The organism is Actinosynnema sp. NPDC002837 (assembly GCF_040295345.1).
Classification (GTDB): Bacteria; Actinomycetota; Actinomycetes; order Mycobacteriales; family Pseudonocardiaceae; genus Actinosynnema.
Window position 1 is genome coordinate 26,344 of the sequence record NZ_JBEOVG010000038.1, and the last position, 26,557, is coordinate 52,900.

The following is a 26,557-nucleotide window of genomic DNA, read 5'->3' on the forward strand; positions in this document are numbered from 1 at the left end:
TCAGTACCCCGGCTGGGTATGCTACGTTCTCGGGCATACCCAGCCGGGGTATAGCTTTCCACTGGTTCGCCGCAGCAGGGAGATCAGGTGCCCGAAACGAGCAAGGTGACCGTCTGCCGGGGCTGCTGCTGCGGCACCGTCGACAAGCACCCGGACGTCGACCACGCGACGCACCTGCGGAAGTTCCGGGAGGCCGTGGGGCCGGGGGCGGTCACCGTGGCCAACTGCCTGAGCTCCTGCGAGTTCTCCAACGTCGTCGTGGTCAGGCCGGCCCGGGGCACGGGCGCCCGGCCGGTGTGGCTGGGCGGCGTGCTCACCGACGAGGCGGTGGACCACGTCCTCGACTGGGTCGCCGCGGGCGGGCCGGGCCGGGCCGAGATGCCGGCCGGCCTCGCCGACCACCTGATCGACCGGCCGGCCGACGACAGCGCCGCGAGCTGACGCGCGCGGTCGCCGTCGCCGTCCGCCGGGCGTCAGCCGGGCGGCAACAGGCCCTGCATCTCGGTGATCTCGGCCTGCTGCGCGTCGACGATCCGCTGGGCGAGCGCCTTGGCCTCGGCGTTGGCGCCGTGCCGGAGCTCCACGTTCGCCATCTCGATCGCGCCCTGGTGGTGCCTGATCATCATCCCCAGGAACATCCGGTCGAACTCGGTGTCCCGGGCCTGTGCCAGCGCCTCCATTTCGGCGGCGCCCATGCCGGGCTGGTCCGAACCGTGGTCCATGCCCGGCATGCCGGTGGTGTGCACCTGCGCGCCCCAGCCGGTCAGCCAGCCGGTCATGGTCTTGATCTCCGGGTCCTGCGCCTTCTCGATGCGCGACGCGAGGTCGAGCACCTCGGGGGTGGTGGTCCGGCCGTGGACGAGCTTCGCCATCTCGATCGCGCCCTGGTGGTGGGGGATCATGCCCTGCGCGAACGTGACGTCCGCCTCGTTGTGCCCACCGGACGGCGCGCCGGCGGCGGCGCTCGGGTGGCCGGTCGTGCTGCCCGGGTCGTGGCCGGTGGAGTCGCTGCCGCACCCGGCGAGCACGAGCACGGGGGTCAGGAGGGCGAGCGCCGTCCCGACCAGGTTCTTCCTGGTCATGATGTCCTCTGCGGTGTGGATCCGAGTCGGTTGCGCGGCGTCGCGTCGACGTCCACAAGGGACGTCACGCGCCGCCTGTCACAGCCGCAGGACGCAGAGGGTGGCGAGCAGCGCCGGCGCGCCGCCCGGTCTCGGGGGAGGTGAGCGCGGCCGGGCCGACCGCGTGGTGGCCGACGTGAGCCGCACGAGGACGCCGCGGCGGAGGAGCACGAGGACGGCGAGCAGCAGGCCGAGCCCGGCGACGAGGATCGCCAGGCACAGGTGCAGCAGGTCGTGCTGCTGAACGGGACCGGGCGCGTGCTCTTCGGACGCGCCGTGCGCGCAGCAGTCGGCCACCGCGGTCACGGTCACCGCGGCCTGCTCGTGCGTGCCGAGGTGGTGCATCCCCACGACGGCGAACGCGACAGCCCACACCAGAGCCCACAGCGAGGCTCGGGTGCGGACGCGGTGGAGCACGGGCCCATCCTACAAGGACCTACGATGGCGGACAGTCGACCTCGAGGTCGGCGGGGAGCGCGGGGGAGACGGTGCGGCACGTGCGGGTGGTCGGGCCGGCCGTCGTGGTCGTGGCGCTCGCGTTCGCCGCCACGCTGCTCGACCTGCCGGACCCGGAACAGCTCCGGGCCTGGATCGAGGGCAACGGCGTGCTGGCGCCGCTGGTGTTCTTCGCGGTGTGCGCGGCGGGGACGGCGGCGTTCTTCCCGAAACCGGTGCTGGCCACGGCGTCCGGCCTGCTGTTCGGCGTCCTGCCGGGACTGGTGGTCGCGGTCGCGGGCTTCACGGCGGGTGCGTTGGTCGCGTTCTTCGTCGCACGCCTGCTGGGGCGGCGGTCCGTGGCGCGGTGGCTGGGCTCCGGCCGGCTGAAGGTGCTCGACACGGCCTTCGCGCGCAACGGCCTGTCCGCCACGGTGGTGCTCCGCCTGCTCCCCGTGATCCCGTTCGCGGTGTCCAACTACGGCGCGGGCGTCACGGCCGTCGCGCCGAGGTCCTTCGCCGCCGGGACCGCGCTCGGGCTGCTGCCGACCACCGCCCTGGCCGCGACCCTCGGCGACGCCGCGCTCGACCTCGGCTCACCCCGCTCGATCGCGGCCGCGGCGGCGTGGCTGGTGCTGGCCGTGGTCGGCGTCGTGTGGGGCCGCCACCTGCTCCGCCGGTCGAAGGTCTAGTCAGCGGTCCAGGACGGCGCGGGCCAGGTCGTCGGCCACGGCGTGCCGGTAGGGGTTGGTGGCCGGACCGGCCGCCGTCGGGTGCACGCGGTTGGTCAGCAGCAGCACGAAGGACCGGCTCGCCGGCTCGACGACCAGCGACGTCCCGGTGTACCCGGTGTGACCCACGGTGTACGGCGTGGCCAGCATGCCCATGAACGCGGGCTTGTCGACGTCCAGGCCCAGCCCGCGGGCGGCACCTGGGATGGCCGCGTTCCAGTTGGTCGTCATCGCCCGGACGCTGTCCGCCCGCAGGATCCGCCGGTCGCCGTACCGGCCGCCGTTGAGCAGCACCTGGGCGAAGACGGCGAGGTCGCGCGCGGTGGAGAAGACGCCGGCGTGCCCCGCCGTGCCGCCGAGGTACCAGGACGTGGAGTCGTGCACCTGGCCCCAGATCAGCCCGCGCGGACCCGTGTGCTGGGTCGGCGCGATGCGCGGCCGCAGGCTCTCCGGTGGGTTGAACATGGTGTCGCGCAGCCCCAGCGGCTCGGTGACCTCCGCGGCCACGAGGTCCGGCAGCGACCGGCCGGTGACCCGTTCCAGCACCTTGCCGACCACGATGAGGCTCAGGTCCGAGTAGACGTACCGCGTGCCCGGCTCCGACCGGAGCGCCACCGCGTAGACGGCGGCCAGCCGTTGCTCGACCGTCGGGTACGAACCGAGCGCCAAGCCGGCGGGCAGCCCGGAGGTGTGGGTCAGCAACTGCTTGAGCGTGACGTCCTGCTTGCCGTTGCCGGCGAACTCGGGCAGGTAGCGAGCGGCGGGCGCGTCGAGGTCGAGCAGACCGCGCTCGACCAGTCGCAGCGCGACCACGGTGGTGAAGAGCTTCGAGATCGACGCCACGTCGAAGATGGTGTCCTCGCGCATCGGGATCCGCTGGTCGGGCGGCAGTTCCGCGCCGTCGGACCCGTACCGCAGCGCGTCTCCCACGGCGGCGTGGCGGGCGATCACGCCGTTGCGCGCGGCCAGCACCACGCCACCGGGGAACGCCTGGGGCACCGCGCGCACGCCCGCCTCGACGTCGGGCACCAGCCGGTCGACGTGCTCGGCGGCCAGTCCGGCCTGCCGTGCCGTGCCGTAACGCAGTCGGTCGTCGGGGAGCGGTCCGTCCCAAGGGGAACCGTGCCGTCGGGTGATGGCCAACTCGGCCACCACGGGCAGGTGGTCCGACGCCCCGGTCGTGACGACGCGCGTCTCGCCCACCCGGGCCGGGTAGCCGGCGGCGACGTAGTCGATGCGCTTGGTCGGCGCCGCGGCCGGGTAGGTCATGCCGGGGGACGACGGGTCGGTCATCGCCCAGGCGTCGACCAGTTCCGTCCACAGTGGAGCGAGTTCCGGCGCGTCCGGCGTCGCGTTGAAGTCGCCGAGCAGCACCCGCGCGTCACCGCGGTCCTCGGCCATCACGCGCAGCATGTCGGCGACCTGCGCCCGCCGCACCGCCGGGTCGGCGCGGTAGTCCAGGTGGGTGTCGTAGACGTGCACGCGTTCGCCGCGCACGTTCAGCTCCACCTCGGGGAACCCCGGCGCCGGTTCGGGTCTCGGGTCGGGCACCTGGGTGGACAGCCGGGTGATCGGGTGGTTCTCCGCCGCGACGATCGGGTGCCGGCTGAGCACCGCCACGCCGTACTGCCGCCGCGGCTTGCCCGGTTCCGCCGGGTCGAGGTCGTAGATGGGCGCGAAGTAGACGCCCATGCCGACCGCGGCGGCCAGTTCCGTCGCCTGGTCGCGCCACTCGCTGCGGGCCATCCAGTGGACGTCGACCTCCTGCACGCCGACCACGTCGGCGCCGGAGGCCGTGATGTCCGCGGCTGCCCGCGCCAGGTCCAGCCTGCCGTCCACGCCGATGCCGGTGTGGATGTTGTAGGTCATCACGGTCAGCGGCACGGTCCCGGCGCTCGTGGGTTCGGCCACCGCGGACGGTGTCGCGACCAGCAGCGCGCACAGGACGGCGGTCGGCAGGCGACGCATCGGGTTAGCCCTCCCAGGTCAGGCCGTGGCCGAACGGGTGCAGCGCGGTCGAGGGATCGCCCGCGACCGGGATCGTCACCGGCAGCTTCCCGACCGGGGCGTGCTCCCCGTAGAGCACCCGCACCGCCGACTCCACCGAGACCTCGGTGTAGGAGTAGGTCGCCAGGTAGGTCTGCGCGTCCGGGAAGTACGCGATGTCGTACGGGTCCCGGACCGCGATCACGACGACCGGTTTCCCGGTGGCCAGCAACGCCTTCACCAGCCCCTGCTGGCCGACGTCGGTCCACGCCTTGTTGGTCGCGACGATCGTCAGGTCGGCCGCGCCCGCGCCGGCGACCGCGCGGTCGATCATCGCCTGGTTCGGGTTCGTGCCGGTGACCAGGGCGTTCGTCGTCGCCGAACGTCGGGCGACGGCGGTGGCGAGCCGGTGCGGCACCGGGTCGGCGGTCGTGCCCCAGCCGGTGGTGAACACGGAGGACGGCGGCGTGCGCAGGGGCAGGAGCGCATTGCGCACGAGCGTCGTGGTCCGGTCCGTGATCCGTTGCGCGGCCTGCTTGTTCGGCGCCGTCCCGACGACCTCCGGCAGCTTCGCCGGGTCGACGAACGGGTCGTCGAACAGGCCGCGCTTGGCCTTCATCCGCAGGATCCGGCGGACCGACTGGTCGATGCGGCGCTCGGTGAGCTCGCCGCCGCGCACCGCCGCCAGCACCGCGTGGTACGCGAGGTCGATGTCGGGCGGCATCAGCAACTGGTCGACGCCCGCCTTCAGGGCCAGCACGGGCACGCGGTCGTCGCCGTACTTCTGCCGGACGCCCGCCATCCCGAGCGAGTCGGTGATCACCACGCCGTCGTAGCCGAGCCGGTCGCGCAGGATGCCGGTGATGATCGGCCGGGAGAGCGTGGCCGGGTCGCCGGACGGGTCGAGCGAGGGCACCACGATGTGCGCGGTCATGATCGAGTCGATGCCGGCGGCGATCGCGCGGCGGAACGGCGGCGCGTCCAGCCGTTCCCAGTCCTCGCGGCTGTGCCCGATCACGGGGAGACCGGTGTGGCTGTCCACGGCGGTGTCGCCGTGGCCGGGGAAGTGCTTGGCGGTGGCCGAGACGCCGCCCCGCTCGTAACCCCGGACCTGCGCCTCGACCAACGCCGCCGTCAGCTCCGGGTCCTCGGCGAACGACCGGACGCCGATCACCGGGTTGAGCGCGTTGACGTTGACGTCGGCGACCGGCGCGAAGTCCTGGTTGACGCCCATCGCGCGCAGTTCCCGCCCGGCGATCAGGGCCGCCTCGCCCGCCGCCCGCGGGTCACGGGCCGCGCCGAGCGCCATGTTGCCGGGGAACGGCGTGACCGGCTCCCCGATCCGCGACACCACGCCGTACTCCTGGTCGGTGCTCACCAGGGCGGGGATCGCCGACACCCGCTGGATGCCGTTGGACAGCGCGGCGACCTGCGCCGGGTTGGCCGTGTTGCCGGACCACGCGAAGTAGATGATGCCGCCGAGGTGGTACTTCCGGATCAGCTGCTCTGCGTTGTCCACGCCGTGCTGTCGCCGGTTGGCGGCCACCGAGGCAGGGTCGGACGCGTCGACCGTGGCGCCGTAGGCGTAGGTGACGAACAGCTGGCCGACCTTCTCCTCCAGGCTCATCCGCCGCAACGCGTCCGCCACCACGTCACCCGTGCCGGCCGTGGCCACCGCCGGGGCGGAGCCGACCAGCAGGGCCGCCAGCCCGACGACCACCCGTCGTCGGTTGAAGATTTTCCTCATGCGCACTCCTACAGTGAGGAAATCACCGATCCGGTCGAATGTACGCAGCCGGCGCCGGCGCCGGCATCGCCCGTTCGGGGGGCGTTGGCGCGAAGGACCGGGTGGGGACTTACTCGAAGAGGGCGTACTGACCGGAGGGGGCATCGGGCGGCTCGGCGTCCGCGGGCGAGCCCGTGCCCATCCGGGTGAGCGCGGTGACCTCGTCGATCATCGCCAGGACCGTCGGCAGGGAGACGTGGCGGAGATCGGTGGTGGCCGTGCTCCAGTGGGCGGTCCGCAGGGCGAGGGCGGCCAAGCGGCCCGCGTCCCTCGGAGCGGTGTCCCGGGCCAGGCGCGCCAGCCGCATCGTGGTCCGGGACCGCTGGTTCGGGTCGACCATGGCGTCGATCACCTCCAGTGCCGGGCCGTGGCGCCCGCAGGTGGCCAGCGTCTCGGCCACCGCCGCCAAGGCCGCGGCGCGCTGGTCGGGGTCGGTGATCGACTCGACGGTCTTGCCGGTCCGGTCGTCGTGCCCCGCGGCGGCGAGGGCGGTGGCCATCGCGGCCAGCACCGAGTTCCGGTCGTACCGGTCGTGGACGCCGCGCATCGCCACCCCGGACCGGTCCAGCAGGTCCGCGGCCCGGTCGTGGCGGCCGATCACGGCCATCGCCTTCGACGCCGCGGCCAGCAGCAGCGCCTGGTGGTCGGGTCCGGTGGTCTCGTCGGCGGCCTTGACGAGTTCCTCGACCAGGCCTTCGACGCGGTCTTCGCGGTCGGTCGCGACGAGGCGTTCGGCCAGGCCGGCGATCGCGAGCCCCCGCTGGTGCGGCCAGGGGATCGAACGGGCGAGCGCGATCGCCTGGTCGTGCCGCCCCGCCTCGACCAGTGCCTCGACCACCGACAGCAGCGACCAGCTCCGCCGCTGGGGATCGACGATCAGGGACGCGGTCTCGACCGCCCGGTCGTGCCGGCCGGCCTTGGCGAGTTCCCTGGCCACCGCGGCGAGGGCCGAAGCACGCTGGTGGCGGCGGGTGATCCGGGCGACGGCCTCGGCCGCGAGGTCGTGCAGACCACCTTCGGCCAGCGCCTCGACCGCCGCCACCAGTTCCGACCCGCGCAGGTCGGGGTCGATGGCCGACCGCGTGGGCCGGAGGACCTCGTCGACGAGGCGCTCCGCTTCGTCGTGCCGGCCGAGAGCACGCAGCACCCCGGCGGCCGACGCCAGCGCCGAGCTCCGCCGGTAGGGGTCCAGGATCGAGCGCGCCGCCAGGACGACCTCGTCGGCGAGCTCTTCGGCGCGGTCGAGCAGGCGTGCTTCGACCGCCCCCTTCGCCACGGACACCAGAGCCCAGGCGCGGCGGTCGGGATCGGTGATCAAGCCGACCACGGCGACGGCCCGAACGGGGTGCCCGGCCCTGGCGAGCACCTCGGCGAGCGTCATCAACGCCCGGCCGTCCTGGAACGGGTCCGTGGCCGTGTGCGCGACCTGGACGGCTTCGTCGACGAGGTCTTCGGCCCGGTCGCGGAAACCGCTCTCGTGCAGCGCCTCGGCCAGCGCCACCAGTTCCGCGGCCCGCCGTTCGGGGTCGGCGATCGACCGCGCGACCTCGATCGCCGGAGCGTGCAGGCCGACGTCGATGAGCGTGCCGGCCGCCGATTCCAGGGCCAGGCACCGCAGGTCGAGGTCGCCGATCGCGTCGGCGGCGTCGACGATCTCGTGCACGAGCACCTCGGCCCGGCGGCTCCGCCCGTTCACGGCCAGCACCCCGACCACCACCCGCAACGCCCAGCTCCGCCGGTAGGCGTCGGTGATCGAGCGTGCCGCGCCGACCGCCTGGTCCGCGACCTCGTCCACCCGATCACGGGCGCCGTCCTCGGCGAACGCCTTGACGATCGGGACCAGCGCCAACACCCTGCGGTAGGCGTCGGTGATCGACCGCGCGGCGGTGTCCAGGGCCAGGTGGGGCAGTCCCGCCTCGACCAGGGACTCGGCCACCGCCGTCAGGAGCAGGTCCCGCTGGTCGTCGTCGGTGATCAGCCGGGCGACCTCGACGGCCAACGCGCACCGGTCGGCTTCGACCAGGCTCCGGCCGACCGACGCCAGCACCGAGCTGTCGCCCGCGTCGACCGCGACCTCCACGGCCTGGTCGAACATGCCCGCCTCGACCAGCGACGCCACGACCGGGGCGGTCTCGGGCCGCCCGACGATCGAGCGGCCGGTCGCCAAGGCCCGCTCGGGCAGGCCGGCGTCCGCCAGCGCCTTCGCCGCGGACGCCAACGCCGCGTTGCGCCGGTAGCGGTCGGTGGCGGACACGACGGCGTACTCCGCCTCGTCGTGCTGCTCGGCCTCGACCAGGGCGTCCGCGACGGACACCAGGGCGGCTCGCCGCGCGGCCGGATCGGTGATCGAGCGCGCGGTCTCCGCCGCCCGGTCGTGGTGACCGGCGCGGGTCAGCGTGGTGACCACCGACGCCAGGGACGATCCCGACCAGGCGTGGTCGGTGGGCGCGAGGGCGGCGCGCTCGGGCCGGTCCTCCCGGTCGTCGTGGTGGGCGGTGGCGAGCGCCCTGGCCATCGACACGAACGCGGTGTTCCGCTGGTACGGGTTGGGCATGGCGCGGACGGCCCCGGTCACCTCCTCCAGGAGGTCTTGGACCCGCCCGTGCGAGCCTTCCGCCGCCAGCGACTCGATCACCGACACCAGCGCGGCGCCCTTCCAGCCGGGGTCGGCGACGGCACGCGCGGCCTCGACGGCCCGGTCGTGGAGGCGGGCCCTGATCAACGACCTGACCACGGAGGTCAGCACCTCACCCTGGCGGAAGGGGTTGGTGATCGTGGCGGCCGTCCGGATCGCCCGGTCGTGCAGTCCACTGTGGAACAGCGCGCCGACTGCGTCGGCCAGGAGCGGGTTCTGGCGTCGGGGGTCGTCGAGGGCGAGGGCGGTCGTGACGACCTGGTCGAGCAGGTCCGCGGCCTGGTCGCGTCGTCCGGTGGCGGTGAGCGCGCCGGCGACGTGGACCAGGGCGGTGCCGCGCCGGGCCGGCGTGGGAATGAGGGCGGCGGTCTCCGCGGCCCGGTCGGGCCGGCCGGTGTCGACCAGCGCGTCGACCACGGCGACCAGGACCAGGCTCCGGTGGTCGGGGTCGTCGGTGGACAGGGCGGTGGTGACGGCTTGGTCGAGGAGGTCTGCGGCTTGGCCGTGCCGTCCGGTGGCGGTGAGGGTCCGGGCGAGGGAGACCAGGGTGGTGCCGCGGCGGGACGCGGTGGGGATGAGGGCGGCGGTCTCCGCGGCTTGGTCGTGCAGGCCCTCGTCGACCAGCGCGTCCACGACCGACACGAGCATGGAGCTCTGCCGGTGGTCGTCCGTGACCGCCAGGGCGAACGAGACCGCCCGGTTGGCCCGGCCCATGCGGACCCACAGCCTGGGCACGTCCGGCGGCACGCGCGTGGTGCGATCGGTCAGGTGGTCGCGGTGCACCGCCAGGCGGGCGACCGCGAGGAGGTCCGGCGCGTCGCCGGTGACGTGGCGGTCGAGGGTCGCCGCGAGCTGGGCGAGGGCGGCGCGGTCGTCACCGGTGTGCGCGAACAGCCGTTCGTGGCGGACGGGATCGGTGCACAGGGCGGTGGCCTGCCCGACGTCAGCCGTGGTGAGCAGCATGAAGAGGTAGCCGCGCAGCAGGTACTCCGGCGTTTCCGCGGGCCAACCCCGGTCCCGGTACCCCGCGGCCCACCGGTGGACTTGCTCCCGGTAGGCGGACACCGCTTCCGCGCCCAGCATCTCCGCGGCGGTGACCCGCAGGTCGCCGTGCGCCAGCAGGTACACCTCCGGGGCCGTGCCGGGGGCGAGGTCGTTGTCGCGCCGGGTGAAGCTCCGCCCTGTCGCCGTGCCGAGGTGTTCGCGCACCTCCCAGGCGAGGGTGCCGGTCAACGTCGCGAGGTCGTCCGCGGTCAGCCCGCCTCCGGAGGCGACGACCAGGCCGAGCAGGTCGCGTTCGGGGCGGCCGGCCAGCAGGCGCTTCAGGTCGCGCTTCATCTCCGCGCGCACCGCGCGGGCCTCCGGCGAGACCTCCAGCTCCCGCACGATCCCGCCGTCGCGCAGCGGGTGGCCCTCCGGCACGTCGTCGGGCACGGGCGGGTCGGGCCGTCCGGCCACCACGACCCGCAACCCCTTCAGCGGGCGGGCCGGGAGCAGCGCGGCGATGCTGTGCGAGTCCGGCCCCGTGCCGACGCCCCGGTCCTCGTCCACCCCGTCCACGACGAGCACCAGGCGTTCACCGCGGTCGGCGCAGAGGGAGGCCGCGTCCTCCAAGAGCCCCAACAGGTGCGCCTCACGCGTGGCCGGCGTCAGGAACGGTGGCATCTGCTCGCCCAGCATGCTGAGCAACTGCTCCAGCACGTTCTCCACGAACGCCACGCGGTCGGCCTGGTCGGCGAGCTGCGCCGTCACGAAGAACGACACCACCCGCGCGCCGGGCGGCGGGTTCACCGCGAACCAGGACAGCAACGCCGACTTGCCCGCCCACGCCGCCGCCTTCAACCACCGGAACCAGCCGTCGGCCGACTCCTCGGAGCAGAACGCCGCCAGGTCGGCCAACTCCGACCCGCGACCGATCAGCTCGCGTGGCACGATCCTCAGCACCTGGTGCCGGTACCGGGTCCGGACCGGCTCACCAGTCCGGAGGTTGACGTCCCGTCCCGCTTGGACGACCACACCGCCCGACGTGGCCGCCGCGGCGTTCGCCACGGCCCCGGAGCCGCCGGTCCCGTTCCCGGCCGCCGCCGCGGGCCCGTCGGACTCGTCACCAACTCGCACCCCCGCATCATCCAGACCGGACTTCCGCGCGGTCCCGCAATACTGCGGCGACGGACGGGTGGTCCTGTCGTGGTCGTGAGCGGGTCAGGTGCGGTAGCGGACCGCGCGTGAGGTGCCCGATCGCGCGTAAGCGCCCGGTGCGGTGCCGAGCATCCGGCGGAAGTGCCGGGTCAGGTGGGACTGGTCGTAGAAGCCGACGGCCGGTGCCACCTCGGCCGGTGGCAGGCCGTCGAGCAGCAGGCGGCGGGCCAGGTCGACGCGGCGGCCGGTGAGGTAGCGGTGCGGTGGCAGGCCGAACTCGCGGGTGAACGCGCGGACCAGGCGTTCCGGGGCGGCGGCCAGCCGGGTCGCGGCGTCGGTCAGGGTGAGGCCGTCGGTCACGTGGGCGTCCAGCAGGTCCCGCAACGTGCGGGCGAGGCCGGGCTCCGCGGCAGGTGTCCTCGGCGGGCGCCGGGTCAGGTGGGTGCGCAGCCGGTCCCGGACCAGCACCAACCTCGACTCGGCCTCCCACTCGTCGCCGCCGTGCAGCACGCCGTGCAACTGGTGCACGCGCAGGCGCAACGCCGGGTCGGCGAACGCGGGGTGGTCGACCGCCGCGCCGACCAGGTCCGTGCCGAGGACGGACGTGTCGAGGTAGAGGACTCGCTTGCGGAAGCCCTCGGAGGTGGCGTTGCGGCCGTCGTGCGGCACGTGCGGTGGGAGCAGGGTGACCGACGCGGGTGGTGCGCCGTGCTCGCGGTGGTCCAGGCCGTAGGTCACCGTGCCGGTGTCGACCAGCAGCAACGTCCACGCGTCGTGCGTGTGCGCTGGGTAGGCGTGGTCGGTGAAGCGCGCGTGCAGCACCTCGGCGATGCCCGGCACGGCGGGCCGCCACGCGGCGATGTCGGGGCCCACGTCAAGAACGTACAAGACGGGCGCCGCCCGGTTCGGCGACGGTGTGCGGGTGGAACGATTCGAGACGAAGTTCGCCGTCCTGCTCCGCGACGACCTGGCGCCGTGGCAGGCGTTGAACGTGACCGCCTTCCTGGCCGGCGCCCTCACCTCGGCCGTGCCGGAGGCCGTCGGGGAGCCGTACGAGGACGCGGACGGCACGCGGTACCTGCCGATGCTCGGCCAACCGGTGCTCGTGCTGACCGGTGGCAAGGAAGTGCTGACCACCGCGCACGCCAAGGTGGTCGCGCGGGGGCTGACGTCGGCGGTGTTCACCTCCGACCTGTTCGCCGCCGGCAACGACGCGGACAACCGCGCCGCCGTGCGAGCCGTGCCGCGTGCCGAGCTGGACCTGGTGGGCATCGGCGTGCACGGCCCGCGCAACGCCGTCGACAAGGCCCTCAAGGGTGCCCGGATGCACCCCTGACGATCGCCCGACCGCCGCGGCGACGTCGACCAGTCCAGGTGGGACGGCTCCGGCATCAGCTGACCGCCGCGACTCGACGACCATCCCAACGACTGTCACCGGTAAGCCTGACCTGCACGGAGTCGTTCTCCGCAAGCACAGCGTCGTTTCACCGACCACCCCTCCCCCTTCCGCAGTATTGCGGGCGAGGATGCTCCGAGGCCCGGGATCATCGTGGTGAGGCTCCGGATGTCGCAGGGAATGAGGTTCGGTTGACCGGTAACCCGGAGCAACGTTCCGAGACCACGAACGACTTCAGCGGCTCCGCCGGGACGGTGATCCAAGGGGGCACCATCACCGGTGACGTCCATGTGCACGCCGCCGCTGATGTCGCGCACTTCGCCGTCACGCCGCAGAACCCGCTTCCGCCCTCCACGCCCTTGGCGGTGCCGCACCGCCGGGTCGCCTCGAACCGACTGCACGGGCGTGAAGCATTCGTGGCGACGCTGACCGAAGGCGTGCGGCGCAGGACGGACCCGATCGACGCACCGAGGGTGTGGGCGCTGTGCGGGCTCGGGGGCACGGGGAAGACCACGATCGCCCTCGAAGTCGCCCATCGACTCGACCACGATCACCGGCACACGTGGTGGGTGTCGGCCTCGGACGCGACCGGTCTGTCGGCGGCGCTGCGGGCGGTGGCAACGGACGCCGGCGCGGCTCCCGTCGACTTCGACCACCTGCACCCGGCAGACGTCCTGTGGCGGAAGCTGGACGTGCTACCCGATCCGTGGCTGCTGGTGCTCGACAACCTCGACGACCTCGACGCCGCCTCCGCCGCCGGGCGCGCGTTGGCGGACGGCACCGGCTGGCTGCGCGCACCGCGCACGCCTCTCGGGACGGTCCTCGTCACCAGTCGGGAGACCCGCCGCGAGCGCTGGGGGTCGTGGGTGACGTTCCACGAAGTGGATCCGCTTCCCCTGCCCGACGCCGCGCGCGTGCTCCTCGACCTGGCCCCCGACGCGGGTGACGTGCGGGAAGCCGAACTGCTGGCCGCGGACCTGGGCGGCTTGCCGCTGGCCCTGGATCTCGCCGGCTCCTACTTGGCGACGACGGCCAGGGCGGTCTGGCCTGACGACGACGAACCCGTCACGTTCGCCGCGTACCGCACCGCGTTCGCCCACCGGCTAGCCGACGTGGCCGTGAACACCGTTGGTCGGTCGAGTGGATCCGAGCAAGCCCGCCGGGACATCTTCGCCACCTGGGAACTGTCCTTGGAACTGCTCGTGACCCAAGGCCACGACATCGCCCGGCCGCTGTTGAGGCTGCTCTCCTGCTTCGCCGAGACCTCCTTGCCGTACCAGATGGTGCTCGACTCCGAGGTGCTGCGCGCGGATCGGCGCTTCGCGAGCCTGACCCACCGCGGCCTCCGGGACGCGTTGCAGGGGCTCGCGGGCCTGCGCCTGATCTCGATCACCTCCGGCGAGGCGGGACGCACCCTCGACATACACCCGGTCGTGCGAGCCGGTATCCGCTCCGGCCATGGCGTCGACTACTTGTCCCTGGTCACCGCGCTGCTGGAACGCGCCACCGCGCGCCTGTCCCCGGACGATCCCGGCACGTGGTCGCACTGGAGCTTGTTGGCGTCGCACTGCACCGCGGTGGTGCGGCTCCTCGTCGACACCCCGGGCGCGAGCGACCACCAGGTCCTGACCACCACCGCACTGGGTGTCCTGGCCGCCCGTCACCACTACACGGCCGGGTACTTCGAGGAGAGCGTGGGAGTGCTCCGGTCGGTGGTGAGCCTGCGCGAGCAGCGCTTCGGCCCGTCGCACCCCGAGACCCTGCACGGCAGGCGCCACCACGCACGCGCGCTCCTGGAGAACGGTGAGTTCCGAGCCGCGCTCGGCGAGTACGAACGCGTCCTGGAGCTGAGCCTGCCGCTGTTCGACCGGAACGACCCGCACCTGCTGTCCGCGCGTCGCGGACTGGGCCGCGCGCTGATGGCCGTCGGCCGCTTCACCGACGCGGAAGCGGTGCTCGACGAGCTCTTCCGCACCCTGGTCGAGGCGGGCCACGCCGAGGACGACCCGGAGACCCTCGCGAGCCGGTACCTTCGCGCCCTCGCGCTGGTCAACCTGGGCAAGCACGCGGAGGCGGAGCGGGAGTTGCGGTACCTGTTCGTGCTGCCCCAAGGAGTACCCAGTCGGTACGTGCTCGACGTCCGGCACCACATCGCCAGGTCGCTGCGGGGTCAGGGACGGATCGAGGAAGCCGAGGCGGAACTGCGGGACGCCATAGAGACCGCGTCGGCCACCTTCGCCCCGGAGCACCTGGCGCTCCTCGCGGCGCGGTACGAGTGGGCGCGGGACCTCCGGGACCTGGGACACCTCGACCAGGCCGAGCGCGCGCTTGACGCCATCCTCCACGTCACCGGTGAGCGGCTGCGGGAGGACCACCCGATCACCTTGGCCACACGACACGAACGCGCTACCGTGCTCCATCGGCGGGGTCACTACTCGGAAGCCCTGGCGGAGTTCACCGACGTCTGGCGGGTCAACTCGGACACCCTGGGCGAGGCGCATCCCGACACGTTGACGGTGCGCTACAACATGGCGTGCGTGCTGCTGGACCTGGAGGCGTTGAACGAGGCCTTCGTGCTGTTCGACGCCGTGGCCAACTCTCGATCAGCGGTGCTGGGCGAGGACCACCCGCAGACGGAGGAGAGCCGGTGGTACCGCGCACGCGTGCTCGACCTCCTGTCCACGTCGTCCTCGTCAACCGGGGAGAACGGGTCTGATTCGTGAACGGTCCGGACCCGCGGGAGCTCGACGGTCTGTCCATCATGGACATCCGGTCACTCGATCCGGAGAGCACCGACCGGATCACCCGGCGGTTGATCAGGCGTGCTCAGGCCACCACGTCCAGCATGGGCGGTCACGACGGCGGCGGCGGGTTCGACTACTCCAGCACGGAGGCCCAGTCCAACCCGATGCCCGATTCCAGGCCGGCGACGGAACTGCGGTCCCCGTCCGAGCGCGTGGAGCGGGAACCGAAGGCCCAGGACGGTGAAGCCGTTTCCGACGGTGCGCCGCCGAAGGAAGGATCGCCGGGGTGAACGGGCTGTCGTCGGCGGACTTGCGGGCATTCGGATCGGGTGACGACCGGGTGCTCACCCTGCTCGGCGCCAGCCGGTGGGGACCTCGGGTGCTGCTGATCGACGAGGTCGTCCGCCTGCTGCGCGACCGGCAGGACGCCGCCGGGCCCCTGCCTCCGGTGGAGCTGGCGTGGGACGAACTCACCCAACTGCACGACGACGAGCCCGAAGCGGTCCGTTCGGTCCTGCTCTACCCACAGGTGGGTCGGTGGTTGGGTTGGCTGGTACGCCGACTGCACGGGACCGTGGACGGGTCGCCGCCGTTGTGGCAGGACGCGGGGTACCTGTGGAGCCTGCTCGCCGCGGCGAAGGTCGTCGCGGGCGTGGACGTCGAAGTGCCCGTGCCGGTTCACGACGGCACAGCGGTCATACCGGGCATCGGGTTCGCCGCGTTCCCGGCACCCGAATCCGGTCATGCCCTGTTCCGGCCGGGTTCCGACATGTCGTTCCGCGGCGCGGCGGTGCGGCTGCCGCGCGACCTCACCACGACGACACCCGGCTGGCACCCGATCCCGGTGCTCACCGCCCCCCGAGCGGTGGCCCGGTTGGACTCCCACGATCCGTTCCGCGGGCTCGAGCGAACGCGGCCCCACCGCTCGCCGACGCAGCCCGGGCCCGAGGAGGTCGGGCTGTGGAACGAGATGTGGCGAGAGGCTTGGGGTGTGCTGTTCCGCAACGACGCCGCGCAGGCGAGGGCGATGGCAACCACGATGACAGTGGTGGTGCCGTGGTCGACGCGCGAGGAGACCGGCTTCACGAGCGCCACCGCCGAGGAGGCTTTCGGCGCGGTCATGCTCACCCGCCCTGCTCGACCCGTGCGGTTGGCGGAGACGCTCGTGCACGAGTTCCACCACACCAAGCTGTCCGGGCTGCTGGATCTGGTCGACCTGCTCGACGGGGACCGCGGCGCGCTGCTCTACACGGCTTGGCGTGACGATCCCCGTCCGCTGCAGGGCGTTCTGCACGGGGTGTACGCGTTCTCCGCGGTGACCGGGTTCTGGCAGCGACGATGTCGGATCGACGCTTCTCCCGAGGCGTGGTTCGAGTACGCGTACTGGCGACGCCAGGCCTACGACGTCGCGGTGGCGGTCGTCGACCGACCTGAGCTCACACCGGCCGGTCGTGCTTTCGTGCGCGGCATCGTCGATCGCCTGGCGGCTTGCACGGACGAGCCGCCTGCCGACGTGCTGTCGGCCGCCATCGAGGCCGTCATCGACCACCGGGCGGAGTGGAGGCTGGCGCACGTCGTGCCGAACGGCGGCCGCGTGAGCGCTCTGGCGGAGATGTGGCTCGCCGGGACAAGGCCTTCGAGTGCCGCGTGGGTGGACGGGATCGGGACGCAGGTGCTCGACACCAAGCTGGGTTTCCTCCGCTCGGCGTCGCTCGACGACGACACCGCACTGTCCCCGGCCCGGCGCGCCTACCTGACCGGTGACCTCGTCCGGGCGCGCCAACTGTGCCTGGACGCGCTCGGACAGAGGCAATCCTGGGTCGTGCTGGGTCTCGTGGCGCGCCGGCGGGGCGATCACCACGTGGCAAGGGGCCTGTTGCGGTGTCCGGAACTGGTGCGGGCCGTCAGCACGCAGGTGCGCGACCGGACCGGCCGGACCGTCGAGGTGGAGACGGTGGCGGCATGGCTCGCGCCACCCGCCGGATCCGACGTCCCGCCGGTCCACGTCCACGGTTGACCACGTGGTCGGTTCCAGCGCCTGAGCCGCTGAGAAACCGGTCGCCCCGCGCGCTACGTCGATGTCCGGCCCTCAGCACTTCGACGGGGCCTCATGGTGCCAATCGAAGCTGACGTATTTCGCCGAGGAGAACCCCCGGACGTTGGTGGTCCGGTCGGTCAGCTTCAGCCAGTCTTTGATCCCGTCGACGTCATCCCCCACGGTGTAGCAGTGCAAGGTGACTTTGTGATCCCGATAGCCTCGTCCGTGAATGCGGGCGGAGAGGCGGGGTTCCGCGCGGATGGCGACGTCATCGTCGGTGAACCAGCCTTCCAGGTCGGCACTCGGCGCGGCCGCGGCAGGGGCCGGCCACAGGACGGACGCGAGGCAGAGGCCTACCAGGCCTGCGGATACCGGTCGCCGCGGCATGTGAGTTCCTTCCTCCGGCTGGTGTGCACCCTTGAGCCAAGAGCAGCAGTCCGGCCTGAGGCTGCGCAAGGTCCGTGCCGCGGCGTCACCCGGCAAATGGGCGAAACAAGCCGATCGAACGACTCGCCTGGCCACGGCAGCTCCGCCGGTATCGGGCTTCAGGGGCGGAAGGCGCGGAGGGCGGCGGCGACCAGGGCGTCGGCGAAGGCGTCGTCCAGCGGGCCGGAGCGCAGCAGCCAGCGCTGGGCCAGTGGCGCGTACAGCAGGTCGATGACGAGGTCCAGGTCGGCGTCGGGGGACAGTTGGCCGGCCTCCTGGGCGCTGCGCAGCCGTCGTCGCTTCGCCTCGCGCATCGGCCGTTCCATCTTCTCCCGGTAGGCGGCGGCTAGCTCGGGGTCGTTGATGATCTCCGTGTTCAGCGCCCGGATCGGTGCCTCGAACCCGGGATCGGCGAACTCGGCCGCCGTCGCGCGCAGGACTGCTTTGAGGTCGGCCTCGACGTCGCCGGTGTCCGGCAGTTCGATGCCGCCGCCGTCGGGGCGTTCGCTCAGCGCCAGCAGGGAGTCGAAGACGACCGCGCCCTTCGACGGCCACCAGCGGTAGATCGTCTGCTTGCCCACGCCCGCGCGGGCGGCGATGGCCTCGATCGTCAGCTTGGCGTACCCGAGGTCGCCGATGAGCTCGCGCGTCGCGGTGAGGATCGCCACCCGGGACCGCTCGCTGCGACGGGTGCTGTTCGGCGTGGTGCTGGTGGCCATGGCGGCACTGTACTCGGAACGAGACGGTCCGTCTTGACTTGTGCCGTGGCGTCTGCCAGAGTTCCGGGCATCGAGACGGAACGTATCGTCTCACAAACTGGGGAGACCGTCATGACGCGCGACCACTCTCGTACCTGGTTCATCACGGGCGCCTCGCGTGGTCTGGGGCGCGCGTTCACCGAGGCCGCGCTCGCGGCGGGCGATCGGGTCGTCGGCGTGGCCCGCGACGTCACGCCGTTGGCCGACCTCGTCGCCGAGTCCGGCGGCAGGCTGGTCGCCTTCCCGCTGGACGTGTCCGACCGGCAGGCCGTCGTGGTCGGCGTGGAGCGGGCGTTCGCGGCGTTCGGCCGGCTCGACGTCGTCGTCAACAACGCCGGTGGCGCGCTGCTCGGCATGGTCGAGGAGGTCACGGAGGAGCAGGCTCGCGCCCACCTCGACGTCAACTTCTTCGGCGCGCTCTGGGTGAACCAGGCGGTCGTCCCGCTCCTTCGGACACAGGGCTCGGGTCACATCGTGCAGGTCTCGTCGATGGGCTCGGCCGGGGGCTTCGCGGCGACCGGCCTGTACAGCGCGGGCAAGGCCGCGCTCGACGCCATGAGCGAGGCCCTGGCGATGGAGGTCGAGCGCTTCGGGATCAAGGTGACGATCCTGCAGCCCGGCGGCTACCGGACCGACCTGTTCACCCTCGGGCTGACGACGACCGGGGAGAACCCGGCCTACGCGCCGCTGCGCGCCTGGCTGAACGGGCTGTGGGCCGAGTCCGAGGACTTCGACCCGCGACTGGCCGCCGCGGTCCTGACGCAGGTGGTGGACCTGCCCGAACCGCCGAAGCGGCTGATCCTGGGCGCCGCGGCCTACGACATGGTCCAGGAGTTGGACGGCGCCCGCAGGGCCGAACTCGCCAAGTGGGAGCACCTCAGCCGGCAGGCGGGCTGACGTGCGCGGGTCCGCCCGCCGCCGTCGAGGCAGCGGGCGGACCCACGCCGATCAGGACGCGGTGCAGGTGAGGGTCGGCGTCCCGGCGGTGCCGGAGGCGACGAACCCGAACGTGGTGCTCGCGCCCGCGCCCACCGAGCCGTTGTAGGCGGCGTTGCGGGCGGTGACGGTGGACCCGCTGGTGGTCAGGGTGGCGCTCCACGAGGAGTTGATCCGCTCACCGTTGGTGAACGTCCAGCTCACCGCCCAGCCGGAGATCGCCGTCGCGCCGGCGGTCACGCGCGCCTCGACCTGGAAGCCGCCGTTCCACTGCGAGGTCACCCGGAAGGTGGCCGAGCAGCCCGCCGAGGGGTTCCCGGTCGTGGTCGTGGTGGTCGTCGTGGTCGTGGTCGTCGTGCTGGTCGGGGTGGTGGTGGTCGTGGTGCCACCGTCGGTGAAGTTCACGTCGCTGCACGCGTAGTAGCTCTGGTCGAGGTGGCTGGCCTGCCACACCGTGAACAGGACGTGGTGGCCGGTGCGGCCGGGCGCGTCGACCTCGACGGGCGTGCGCGTGCCGGTGGGGATCCTGCCGGTCTGGCCGACCAGTTCCAGGTCGCTCCACTTCACGGCCTGGGTCTTGGGGTCGAAGCCCTGCCTGGTGGCGTAGACGCGGATGTAGTCGGCGCCGTGCGAGGACGTGTCGTTCAGGTTCAGGGTGAACCGGCTGGGCTTGCTCGGGGCGACCCACGCGCCGACCTTGTCCATCGCGGCGTAACGGCCGTTGAAGGTCAGGCCGCCGCTGCACAACTGCCCGTCGGGGATGGCGCCCTGGTGGTTGCCGGCGACGCCCTCGCGGAACAGGCCGTTCCAGTTGTACATCGCGGCCGGCTCGGCCTGCCACGCCTGGTAGCACATGGGGTCTTCGGTGGCCATCTGCTGCGACGGGCCGTTGGGCCAGCGGTTGTAGCAGCCGTAGTGGCGCGAGGGTGGGTCGCTGACCGCGCCGTGCGCGGAGGCGTTGCCCGCGCCGAAGGTGACCAGCACGGTCGTCAGCAGGGTCAGGCAGGCGCCGAGGATCGCGGACGCCCGCCAGACGGCGGCCTTGCCGCGGGCCGGCACGACCTTCGTCGGGGTTCCCGGTGCCCGGCGGCGCCGGTCGGGGACGTCTTCGGAGAAGCGAAGCATGTGTGTGACCGCCAAATCTTCGTTGATCGACGACGTGGACGCGCGGGTGCCTCCGCCCGCTTCTGGGAGCGCTCCCAGAACGGTGTTAGTGTCAGGCTGTGCCACCTGGTCGGCATCCGCCATTCGGGTTACGGGCTCGCAAAGCGGCCGTGCGGACCCGGGTGCGGGGGACGGATCGGACGCCGTGCTTGCGCCCTTCCGGGCCTTGCGCAACGTTGCGCAACGTGCGATGGGCCGCCCCGCGACGGTGTCCGCCGGTGGTCCTCGCCGGGAGAATTCGAGGCGTCGAAGGGGGATTCGGGGTGCCGCGCACGGAACGTCCGCTGGTCGAAGAGGACACGCCGGTGCTGAAGTTCGCGGGCGACCTGCGGCGGCTGCGCCGCGTCGCCGGGCTGCCGTCCTACCGCGAGCTGGGCCGCCTGGCGAACTACTCGCCCGCCGCGCTGTCCGAGGCGGTGGCCGGACGGAGGTTGCCCAGCCTCGCGGTGACCAGGGCGTTCGTCCGCGCGTGCGGGGGAGACGTCGAGGAGTGGACGGCCCGCTGGCGCGAGCTGGCCGCCGAGGGCCCGGACGACGGCGACGCGCCCTACGTGGGGCTGGCCGCCTACCAGGTCGGCGACGCCGACCGGTTCTTCGGCCGCGAGGCCGAGGTGGGCCGACTGCTGGCGCTGGTGCGCGAACGGCCCTTCGTCGGGGTGTTCGGCGCGTCCGGCGCGGGCAAGTCGTCGTTGCTGCGCGCGGGACTGGCCGCCCAGTGGGGCGCGCACCTGGTCGTCACGCCCGGCTCGGACCCGATCACCGAGTTGGCCGCGGCGCTCGCCGACGACCGGTCCGCGGTCGAGGTGCGCGCCGAGCTCGCCGCCGACCCCGAGCACCTGCGCGTCCTGCTGCGCCGGGCCGCCGACGACCTGCTGCTCGTGGTCGACCAGTTCGAAGAGGTCTTCACCCACTGCCGGGAAGCCGACCGCCGCTGGTTGGTGCACGCGCTCACGCACGCCGCGGGCGCCGCCCACGTCGTCATCGGCGTGCGCGCCGACTTCTACGGCCACTGCGCCCGCCACCCCGAGCTGCTCGACGCGCTGCACCGCTCGCAGTCGCTCGTCGGCCCGATGAACGCCGAGCAGTTCCGCCGCGCGGTCGTCGAACCCGCCGCCCGCCGGGGAGCCTCGCTGGAGAGCGCCTTGGTGGCACGGCTGATCGCGGACGTCACCGCCCAGTCGGGCGCGCTGCCGCTGGCCTCGCACGTGCTCGTCGAGACGTGGCGACGGCGCCGTGGCGCGGTGCTCACGTTGGCGGGGTACGAGGACGCGGGCGGCGTCGAGCACGCCCTGGCGCGCACCGCCGAACAGGTCTACGACGCGTTACCCGAGCCGGACCGGGAGGCGGCGCGGCAGGTGTTCCAACGCCTGGTCGCACCCGGTGACGGCACCGAGGACACCCGCCGCCGCGTCGCCCGCGCCGAACTCGACGCGGGCGACGCGCTGCTCGACCGGCTCGCCGCGGCCAGGCTGATCACCCTCGACCGGCACACCGTGGAGCTGACCCACGAGGCGCTGCTGCGCGCGTGGCCGAGGCTGGTCGGCTGGCTGGACGAGGACCGCGAGGCGCTGCGCGCGCACCGCAGGCTCACCAGCGCCGCCGACGCCTGGCGCGCGCACGACCGCGACCCCGACGCGCTCTACCGCGGCGTCCACCTCGACCAGGCACGCCGCCTGGCGTCCCGCCTCAACCCCGCCGAACGCGAGTTCGTCGACGCGGGCCTGGCCGCCGAACGCGACCGCGAGGCGGTGCGCAGGCGGGGCGTGCGCAGGCTGCGGCGACTCGTCGCCTGCCTCGCCGCGCTCGTCCTGCTGCTCACCGCCACCGCGGCCTACGCGGTCACCGCCCAGCGCGCCGCCACCCGCGAGCGCAACCAGACGCTGTCGATGCGCGCCGCCGACTCCGCCCTGGACCTGCTGACCCGCCCGCGCGAAGCGGCGACGCTCGCCTTGGCGGCCTACCGCGTCGCACCCACCACCCAGTCCCGCGACGCGCTGCTGCTCGCCCGCGCGGCCGGCGCCGCCACCACCCTGGGCAGTGGTCACGTGCGCGTGCCCGGCCGCCTCTCGGTGACCCAGGAGTTCGGCGCCGAACCCGGGTTGCCGGGGACCATCCGGCTCTGGGCCGGCGCGGAACAGCAGCAGGCCGGCCGGATCCCGCTGCCGCCCACCGGTTTCCTGAACCTGATCAGCGCCGACGAGCGCACCGCGCTCGTGGTGGTCGACCGCGACGAGTTCCAGCTGTGGGACATCAGCGACCCCGCCGCGCCGCGCGTCACGAGCACCATGACCGACTGGCCGTTCCCCCTCGGCGTCGACGCGGCGGGCACCCTCATGACCGCCGTCGAGGACGGCGCCGCGGTCCACTGGCGACCCGGCGACACCACCCGCACCCGCCTGCCCGCCGACGGCGTCGAGTACGCCATGCCGCTGGACGACGGCTCCGGCGTGGTCCTGGCCCGCCACGACGGCGACCGGCGGCAGGTGGAGGTGTGGTCCTCGGACGGCCGGGTCACGCCGGTGTTCGGCCGCGACTCGCGGCTGATGCTCGTGCCGGGCCCGGGGCGCATGCTCGCCGTCCACGGCCGGGACGACGCGCACCTCGCCGTGCTCGACGGCGCCACGACGCTGCTGGAGGCGGACGGGATCCCGGAGTCGGCCGTGGTCGAGTTCGCCCGCGACGGCGGGGCCGTCACGGCGGTGCACCGCGACTCGGTGTGGTTGTGGGACCTGCGCGGTGGGGAATCGCTGGCGCTGCGCGCGCCCGGGGTGGAGTTCAGCTTCGTGCGCTACGAGCACGGCGAGCTGCTGATGGTGGACACCCGCGGCGCGCTGTGGCGGCTCGCGGTGGACGTCGACCGGGTGATCCGCGAGGTGTGCCCCGAACTGGTGGACGTCGACTGGGCGGCGCACTTCCCCGGGGTGGCGGAACGGCCGCTGTGCCCGTGACGGCGCCGGGCGGGAGGGCGGACACCCGCCCGGCGCCTGCCGGGACCGTCAGCCGAGCCGGTAGGCCCGGATCACGGTCTGGCTCAACTCGCCGCCCCGGCCGTCGGTGGCGTGCACGCGCAGCGAGGCGAACGTCCCCGGCTTCGCCCGGTTGCCCACGAGCGCCGCGCGGCCCAGCACCGGGAGGCTCACCCAGCTCGCACCGTCGTCATAGGACACCTCCACGCGGAAGTGGCGCAGCGGCGCGTTGTCCACGCCACGCTGCTGGTCCACCACCAAGGGCACGGTCAGCGGTCGGTACGCGGGCGCGCTGCCCGTGCCGTCCAGCTCCGGGGTGAACCGCACCACCGACATCGGCAGCCGTCGTTCGCGGTTCGTCGTGTCCGAGCGGAACGTCCAGTCGACCTCGATGCGCGTGCTGAAGTCCGAGACCTCCGGCGCGCGCGTCACCTCGGTCCGCGCCCGGAACACCGCGGGCCCCGGCGGCACCGCGAACACCCCGTGCCCGCTGCTGTCGTTCTCGCCGACCAGCTCACCGCCGCGGTACAGCGCGGTCCGCGCGGACGTGACCCTGGAGTAGCCCTCGTTGCCCTCCCGGTCGCCGAACAGCGACAGCGAGACCGCCACCTCGTTCCCGGTGCGGGCCAGGTTCGGGTAGTCGCCGGAGTACATCACCGGACCGATGACGGGCGCGCCGAACGACCGGTCGTAGGTCCGGCCCGCGCCGTACCGCTCCTGCTTCGCGGTCATCAGAGCTCCCTCGTCGGTGTACAGCGTTTCCCAGGCGACATCCGGTGTCGTGTACCGCGTGAAAACGGGCCCGGGGGCCAAGTCCGTGAACAAGCCCGGACCGGCCGCACCCGACGGCGCGACCACCCAGCCGCCCAACGCCCGGTACCCGCCGGTGTCCTTCAGGGCGATCGTGGTGCGCACCTTCGCCAGGTCCGACTCACGCGGCCGGCGCACGAACCCGTCGGGCACCCGGCCCTGCTCGACCCACCCCAGCCAGTAGGACGCCGACGGGCTCTCGGACTGCGCGGAGATGAAGACGTCCAACTCGCCCGCGGGCAGCGCCGGCCCGGCGTGACCGACCCGCGTCCCGGCCCGGAAACCGCCGGGCTGGTACAGCCCCACGCTCACGGTCTGCTCGCCGAGCCGGCGCTCGACCAGCAGGCGGTGCTCGCCCGCGGTCGCGGCCGGATCGGGCGCCACGACCTCCAGCGGTCCCGCCGGCCGGGCGTCGAGGACGACGTGCGCCGCTCCCTCCACCCGGAGGTCCGGCCGCGTGACGATCGTGTGCGGGCCCTCCTCCGGGCCCAGCAGCGCCTGCACCACGTAGTCGCCCTTGGGCAGCCGCACGGCGCCGTCCCGCACGTAGGTGTGCGCGCCGGTGGCCAGGTGCACCAGGAGCGTGAACGCCCGGCCCTCGGGCGCGCCGGGGTAGTCGAAGGTGACCGGGTAGCTCTCCACCTCGCGGTTGAGGCCGACCGGCGTCCGCAGCACCTCCGCGCCGCCTGCGGTCGCCACCACCGTGCCCGAGTGCGCGCCGTCTGCGGCCGCCTGCCGCGCGTCGCCCGTGACGGCGACCTCGGCCGCGCCGCCCGCCGGGACGGTGATGCTCGTCGGGGACACCGAGAACACGCCGGGCCCGTTCGCCCGCACCGCCAGGTCCAGCGTGACCGGCTGCGCGCCGTCGTTGCGGTAGACCACGGGTTTCGTGGTGGGTTTGTCGTCGTCGTGCGGCCACTCGTGCCTGCCGAGGACGACCGACGTGGGTTCGCTGGTGATCGTCGTGGACAACGCGGCGGCGATGTCCAGGCGGCCCGAGCCCTGGTCGTGCAGGCCCAGCGCCGGGTTCGGCCGCGCCGAGGCGGTCAGCGCCGCCTTGAGCCGCGCGCCGGTCCAGTCCGGGTGCCGCTGCGCCAGCAGCGCCGCGGCGCCGGCGACGTGCGGCGAGGCCATCGACGTGCCGGACAGCGCCATGTGGTGCTCGCCGACGGGCGCGCCGAGAAGTCCGCCGGTGCTCGCCTTCGCCGCGACGATGTCCACGCCCGGCGCGGTGATGTCGGGCTTGACCGCGCCGTCGGCGACCCTCGGTCCCCGGCTGGAGAAATCGGCCACCGAGTCGTCGCGCGCCACCGCGCCGACGGTCAGCGCGGCGTCGGCGGTGCCGGGCGAGAGCAGGGTGCCCGGCGCGTCGCCGGAGTTGCCCGCCGAGACCACGAACAGCGTGCCGTGGCTCGCCGACAGGGCGTCCACGGCGGCCTCGACCGGGTCGACGTCGTCGCTGGGCGGCAGGCCGAGGCTGACGTTCACCACGTCCGCGCCCTGTTCCGCGGCCCAGCGCATCCCCTCGATGATCGCGGACTCCGGGCAGAAGCCCTCGCGGTCGCACACCTTCGCGTCGAGCAGCCGCGCGTCCGGCGCGACGCCCCGGTAGGGCGCGCGGTGGCCGGCGATCGTGGCCGCGACGTGCGTGCCGTGGCCGTAGCGGTCGACGCCGTCCTGCTCGCGGGTGAAGTCGCGCCCGGCGACCTCCCTCCCGACCAGGTCGGGGTGATCACCCTCCACGCCCGTGTCGACGACCGCGACGGTCACGCCCGCGCCGGTCAGCCCGGCCGCCCACGCCGCCGGCGCGCCGACCTGCGTGGTGCTGCGGTCCAGCAGCGGGCGGGCCATCCCGTCCAACCACACCTTGCCGGGGCCCTCGGGCAGTTCGAGCCACCCGGTCGACTTCGGGACCTCGGCCGCCACCGCGTCCACGGCGGGCAGCGCGTCGGCCACCCGTGCGCCCGACGGCGGCCGGCCCCCGGAGACGATCACCGGCACGGTGTCGCGCCGCGCGTCGTCGTACCCCGCCTCGACCAGCCCGGTGACGTCGAACAGCCGCTGGTCCACCCGGCCCTCGGCCAGCGGCCGGGCCACGTCGGCCGGGACCACGCGCAGGCGGCCCGCGTGCCGGGTGACCTGGAACGAGACGTCCTGCCGGTGCGCGCCGGGGGTGACGGAGACCAACCGGTCGCCGTCGAGGACGACCCGGTCGCCGGTGACGAGGGTGACGGTCTTGCGGTCGTCCGGCGACGACGTCGTGCCCCGCGCGCCGCCGGGCGCGGTCGTGTCCGGTGGTGTGCCGTCGGGTGCGGCGTGGGCGGGCGCCGCCGTTCCCGCCAGTGCGGTGGCCAGCGCCAGCGCCACTGCTCTTCGCGCCACGGGACCTCCCTGTCCGTAGGGGAGAGCCCGTGCCTCGAACGCCGCGGCACGGGCTCCGTCATCGGACCCGAGTCAAGCGGCGCGGAGGATGTTCAGCTTCGCCC

General features: G+C 73.5%; 18 protein-coding genes. 8 read left to right on the plus strand and 10 right to left on the minus strand.

What is annotated here, in order from left to right:
* Positions 1–87 precede the first annotated feature (87 nt).
* Positions 88–441: a hypothetical protein gene (locus ABTZ99_RS24420; protein WP_499614222.1), complete on the plus strand. Its 354-nt coding sequence runs from the start codon at positions 88–90 to the stop codon at positions 439–441.
* Positions 442–473: 32 nt separating this feature from the next.
* On the opposite strand, the gene ABTZ99_RS24425 is transcribed toward ABTZ99_RS24420, so the two are convergent.
* Both ABTZ99_RS24425 and ABTZ99_RS24430 read right to left on the minus strand, forming a co-directional pair.
* Positions 474–1,082, minus strand: coding sequence for a DUF305 domain-containing protein (locus tag ABTZ99_RS24425; RefSeq protein ID WP_498779425.1), 609 nt, complete (start codon positions 1,080–1,082; stop codon positions 474–476).
* Positions 1,083–1,160: 78 nt separating this feature from the next.
* Entirely contained in the window at positions 1,161–1,538 is a 378-nt protein-coding gene (locus tag ABTZ99_RS24430) for a hypothetical protein (RefSeq protein WP_499614225.1), read from the minus strand.
* A gap of 80 nt (positions 1,539–1,618) precedes the next feature.
* Here ABTZ99_RS24430 and ABTZ99_RS24435 point away from each other — a divergent pair, with 80 nt between their 5' ends.
* Positions 1,619–2,248 carry a TVP38/TMEM64 family protein gene (locus ABTZ99_RS24435; RefSeq protein WP_499614228.1) on the plus strand — a complete coding sequence of 210 codons (630 nt, stop codon included), beginning with the start codon at positions 1,619–1,621 and terminating at the stop codon, positions 2,246–2,248.
* On the opposite strand, the gene ABTZ99_RS24440 is transcribed toward ABTZ99_RS24435, so the two are convergent.
* The 4 genes from ABTZ99_RS24440 to ABTZ99_RS24455 form a co-directional block, all read right to left on the minus strand.
* Positions 2,249–4,255, minus strand: a complete 2,007-nt coding sequence (locus ABTZ99_RS24440; protein WP_499614230.1) for a serine hydrolase — start codon at positions 4,253–4,255, stop codon at positions 2,249–2,251.
* Positions 4,256–4,259: 4 nt separating this feature from the next.
* Positions 4,260–6,020, minus strand: coding sequence for a glycoside hydrolase family 3 protein (locus ABTZ99_RS24445; RefSeq protein ID WP_499614233.1), 1,761 nt, complete (start codon positions 6,018–6,020; stop codon positions 4,260–4,262).
* Positions 6,021–6,129: 109 nt separating this feature from the next.
* Positions 6,130–10,812, minus strand: coding sequence for a hypothetical protein (locus tag ABTZ99_RS24450; RefSeq protein WP_499614235.1), 4,683 nt, complete (start codon positions 10,810–10,812; stop codon positions 6,130–6,132).
* 84 nt (positions 10,813–10,896) lie between these two features.
* Positions 10,897–11,706: an AraC family transcriptional regulator gene (locus ABTZ99_RS24455; protein ID WP_499614237.1), complete on the minus strand. Its 810-nt coding sequence runs from the start codon at positions 11,704–11,706 to the stop codon at positions 10,897–10,899.
* Positions 11,707–11,755: 49 nt separating this feature from the next.
* Here ABTZ99_RS24455 and ABTZ99_RS24460 point away from each other — a divergent pair, with 49 nt between their 5' ends.
* From ABTZ99_RS24460 to ABTZ99_RS24475, 4 genes are all read left to right on the plus strand, one after another.
* Positions 11,756–12,169, plus strand: a complete 414-nt coding sequence (locus ABTZ99_RS24460; protein WP_499614239.1) for a DUF2000 family protein — start codon at positions 11,756–11,758, stop codon at positions 12,167–12,169.
* Between the two features lie 251 nt (positions 12,170–12,420).
* Positions 12,421–14,952 (plus strand): tetratricopeptide repeat protein, encoded by a 2,532-nt coding sequence (locus ABTZ99_RS24465; protein WP_499614242.1) that lies wholly within the window; start codon positions 12,421–12,423, stop codon positions 14,950–14,952.
* Positions 14,949–15,263, plus strand: coding sequence for a hypothetical protein (locus ABTZ99_RS24470; protein ID WP_498779410.1), 315 nt, complete (start codon positions 14,949–14,951; stop codon positions 15,261–15,263). Before ABTZ99_RS24465 ends, ABTZ99_RS24470 begins: the two co-directional genes overlap by 4 nt.
* Positions 15,260–16,990 carry an HEXXH motif domain-containing protein gene (locus tag ABTZ99_RS24475; RefSeq protein ID WP_499614244.1) on the plus strand — a complete coding sequence of 577 codons (1,731 nt, stop codon included), beginning with the start codon at positions 15,260–15,262 and terminating at the stop codon, positions 16,988–16,990. Before ABTZ99_RS24470 ends, ABTZ99_RS24475 begins: the two co-directional genes overlap by 4 nt.
* Positions 16,991–17,062: 72 nt before the next feature.
* Here the strand turns inward: ABTZ99_RS24475 and ABTZ99_RS24480 are convergent, their stop codons facing one another.
* Positions 17,063–17,398 carry an SH3 domain-containing protein gene (locus tag ABTZ99_RS24480; protein ID WP_498779406.1) on the minus strand — a complete coding sequence of 112 codons (336 nt, stop codon included), beginning with the start codon at positions 17,396–17,398 and terminating at the stop codon, positions 17,063–17,065.
* A gap of 158 nt (positions 17,399–17,556) precedes the next feature.
* Complete coding sequence (locus ABTZ99_RS24485) at positions 17,557–18,156, minus strand: TetR/AcrR family transcriptional regulator (RefSeq protein ID WP_499614247.1); 600 nt, start codon at positions 18,154–18,156, stop codon at positions 17,557–17,559.
* Positions 18,157–18,267: 111 nt separating this feature from the next.
* On the opposite strand from ABTZ99_RS24485, the gene ABTZ99_RS24490 reads away from it, so the two are divergent.
* Positions 18,268–19,092, plus strand: a complete 825-nt coding sequence (locus ABTZ99_RS24490; RefSeq protein ID WP_498779403.1) for an SDR family NAD(P)-dependent oxidoreductase — start codon at positions 18,268–18,270, stop codon at positions 19,090–19,092.
* A gap of 51 nt (positions 19,093–19,143) precedes the next feature.
* On the opposite strand, the gene ABTZ99_RS24495 is transcribed toward ABTZ99_RS24490, so the two are convergent.
* Complete coding sequence (locus ABTZ99_RS24495) at positions 19,144–20,256, minus strand: lytic polysaccharide monooxygenase auxiliary activity family 9 protein (protein WP_499614250.1); 1,113 nt, start codon at positions 20,254–20,256, stop codon at positions 19,144–19,146.
* A gap of 302 nt (positions 20,257–20,558) precedes the next feature.
* Between ABTZ99_RS24495 and ABTZ99_RS24500 the strand changes: the two genes are divergently transcribed.
* The gene (locus ABTZ99_RS24500) at positions 20,559–23,243 is read left to right on the plus strand and encodes an nSTAND1 domain-containing NTPase (RefSeq protein ID WP_499614253.1); all 2,685 of its coding nucleotides are present in this window, start codon (positions 20,559–20,561) and stop codon (positions 23,241–23,243) included.
* Between the two features lie 48 nt (positions 23,244–23,291).
* Here the strand turns inward: ABTZ99_RS24500 and ABTZ99_RS24505 are convergent, their stop codons facing one another.
* Positions 23,292–26,453 carry a S8 family serine peptidase gene (locus tag ABTZ99_RS24505; RefSeq protein ID WP_499614255.1) on the minus strand — a complete coding sequence of 1,054 codons (3,162 nt, stop codon included), beginning with the start codon at positions 26,451–26,453 and terminating at the stop codon, positions 23,292–23,294.
* Between the last annotated feature and the right edge of the window lie 104 nt (positions 26,454–26,557).

What these genes read in the sequence shown, in the direction of transcription:
- ABTZ99_RS24425 (WP_498779425.1), bottom strand. Translation starts at nt 1,082, where the DNA reads ATGACCAGGAAGAACCTGGTCGGGACGGCGCTCGCCCTCCTGACCCCC.
- ABTZ99_RS24440 (WP_499614230.1), bottom strand. Translation starts at nt 4,255, where the DNA reads ATGCGTCGCCTGCCGACCGCCGTCCTGTGCGCGCTGCTGGTCGCGACA.
- ABTZ99_RS24445 (WP_499614233.1), bottom strand. Translation starts at nt 6,020, where the DNA reads ATGAGGAAAATCTTCAACCGACGACGGGTGGTCGTCGGGCTGGCGGCC.
- ABTZ99_RS24480 (WP_498779406.1), bottom strand. Translation starts at nt 17,398, where the DNA reads ATGCCGCGGCGACCGGTATCCGCAGGCCTGGTAGGCCTCTGCCTCGCG.
- ABTZ99_RS24485 (WP_499614247.1), bottom strand. Translation starts at nt 18,156, where the DNA reads ATGGCCACCAGCACCACGCCGAACAGCACCCGTCGCAGCGAGCGGTCC.
- ABTZ99_RS24490 (WP_498779403.1), top strand. Translation starts at nt 18,268, where the DNA reads ATGACGCGCGACCACTCTCGTACCTGGTTCATCACGGGCGCCTCGCGT.
- ABTZ99_RS24495 (WP_499614250.1), bottom strand. Translation starts at nt 20,256, where the DNA reads ATGCTTCGCTTCTCCGAAGACGTCCCCGACCGGCGCCGCCGGGCACCG.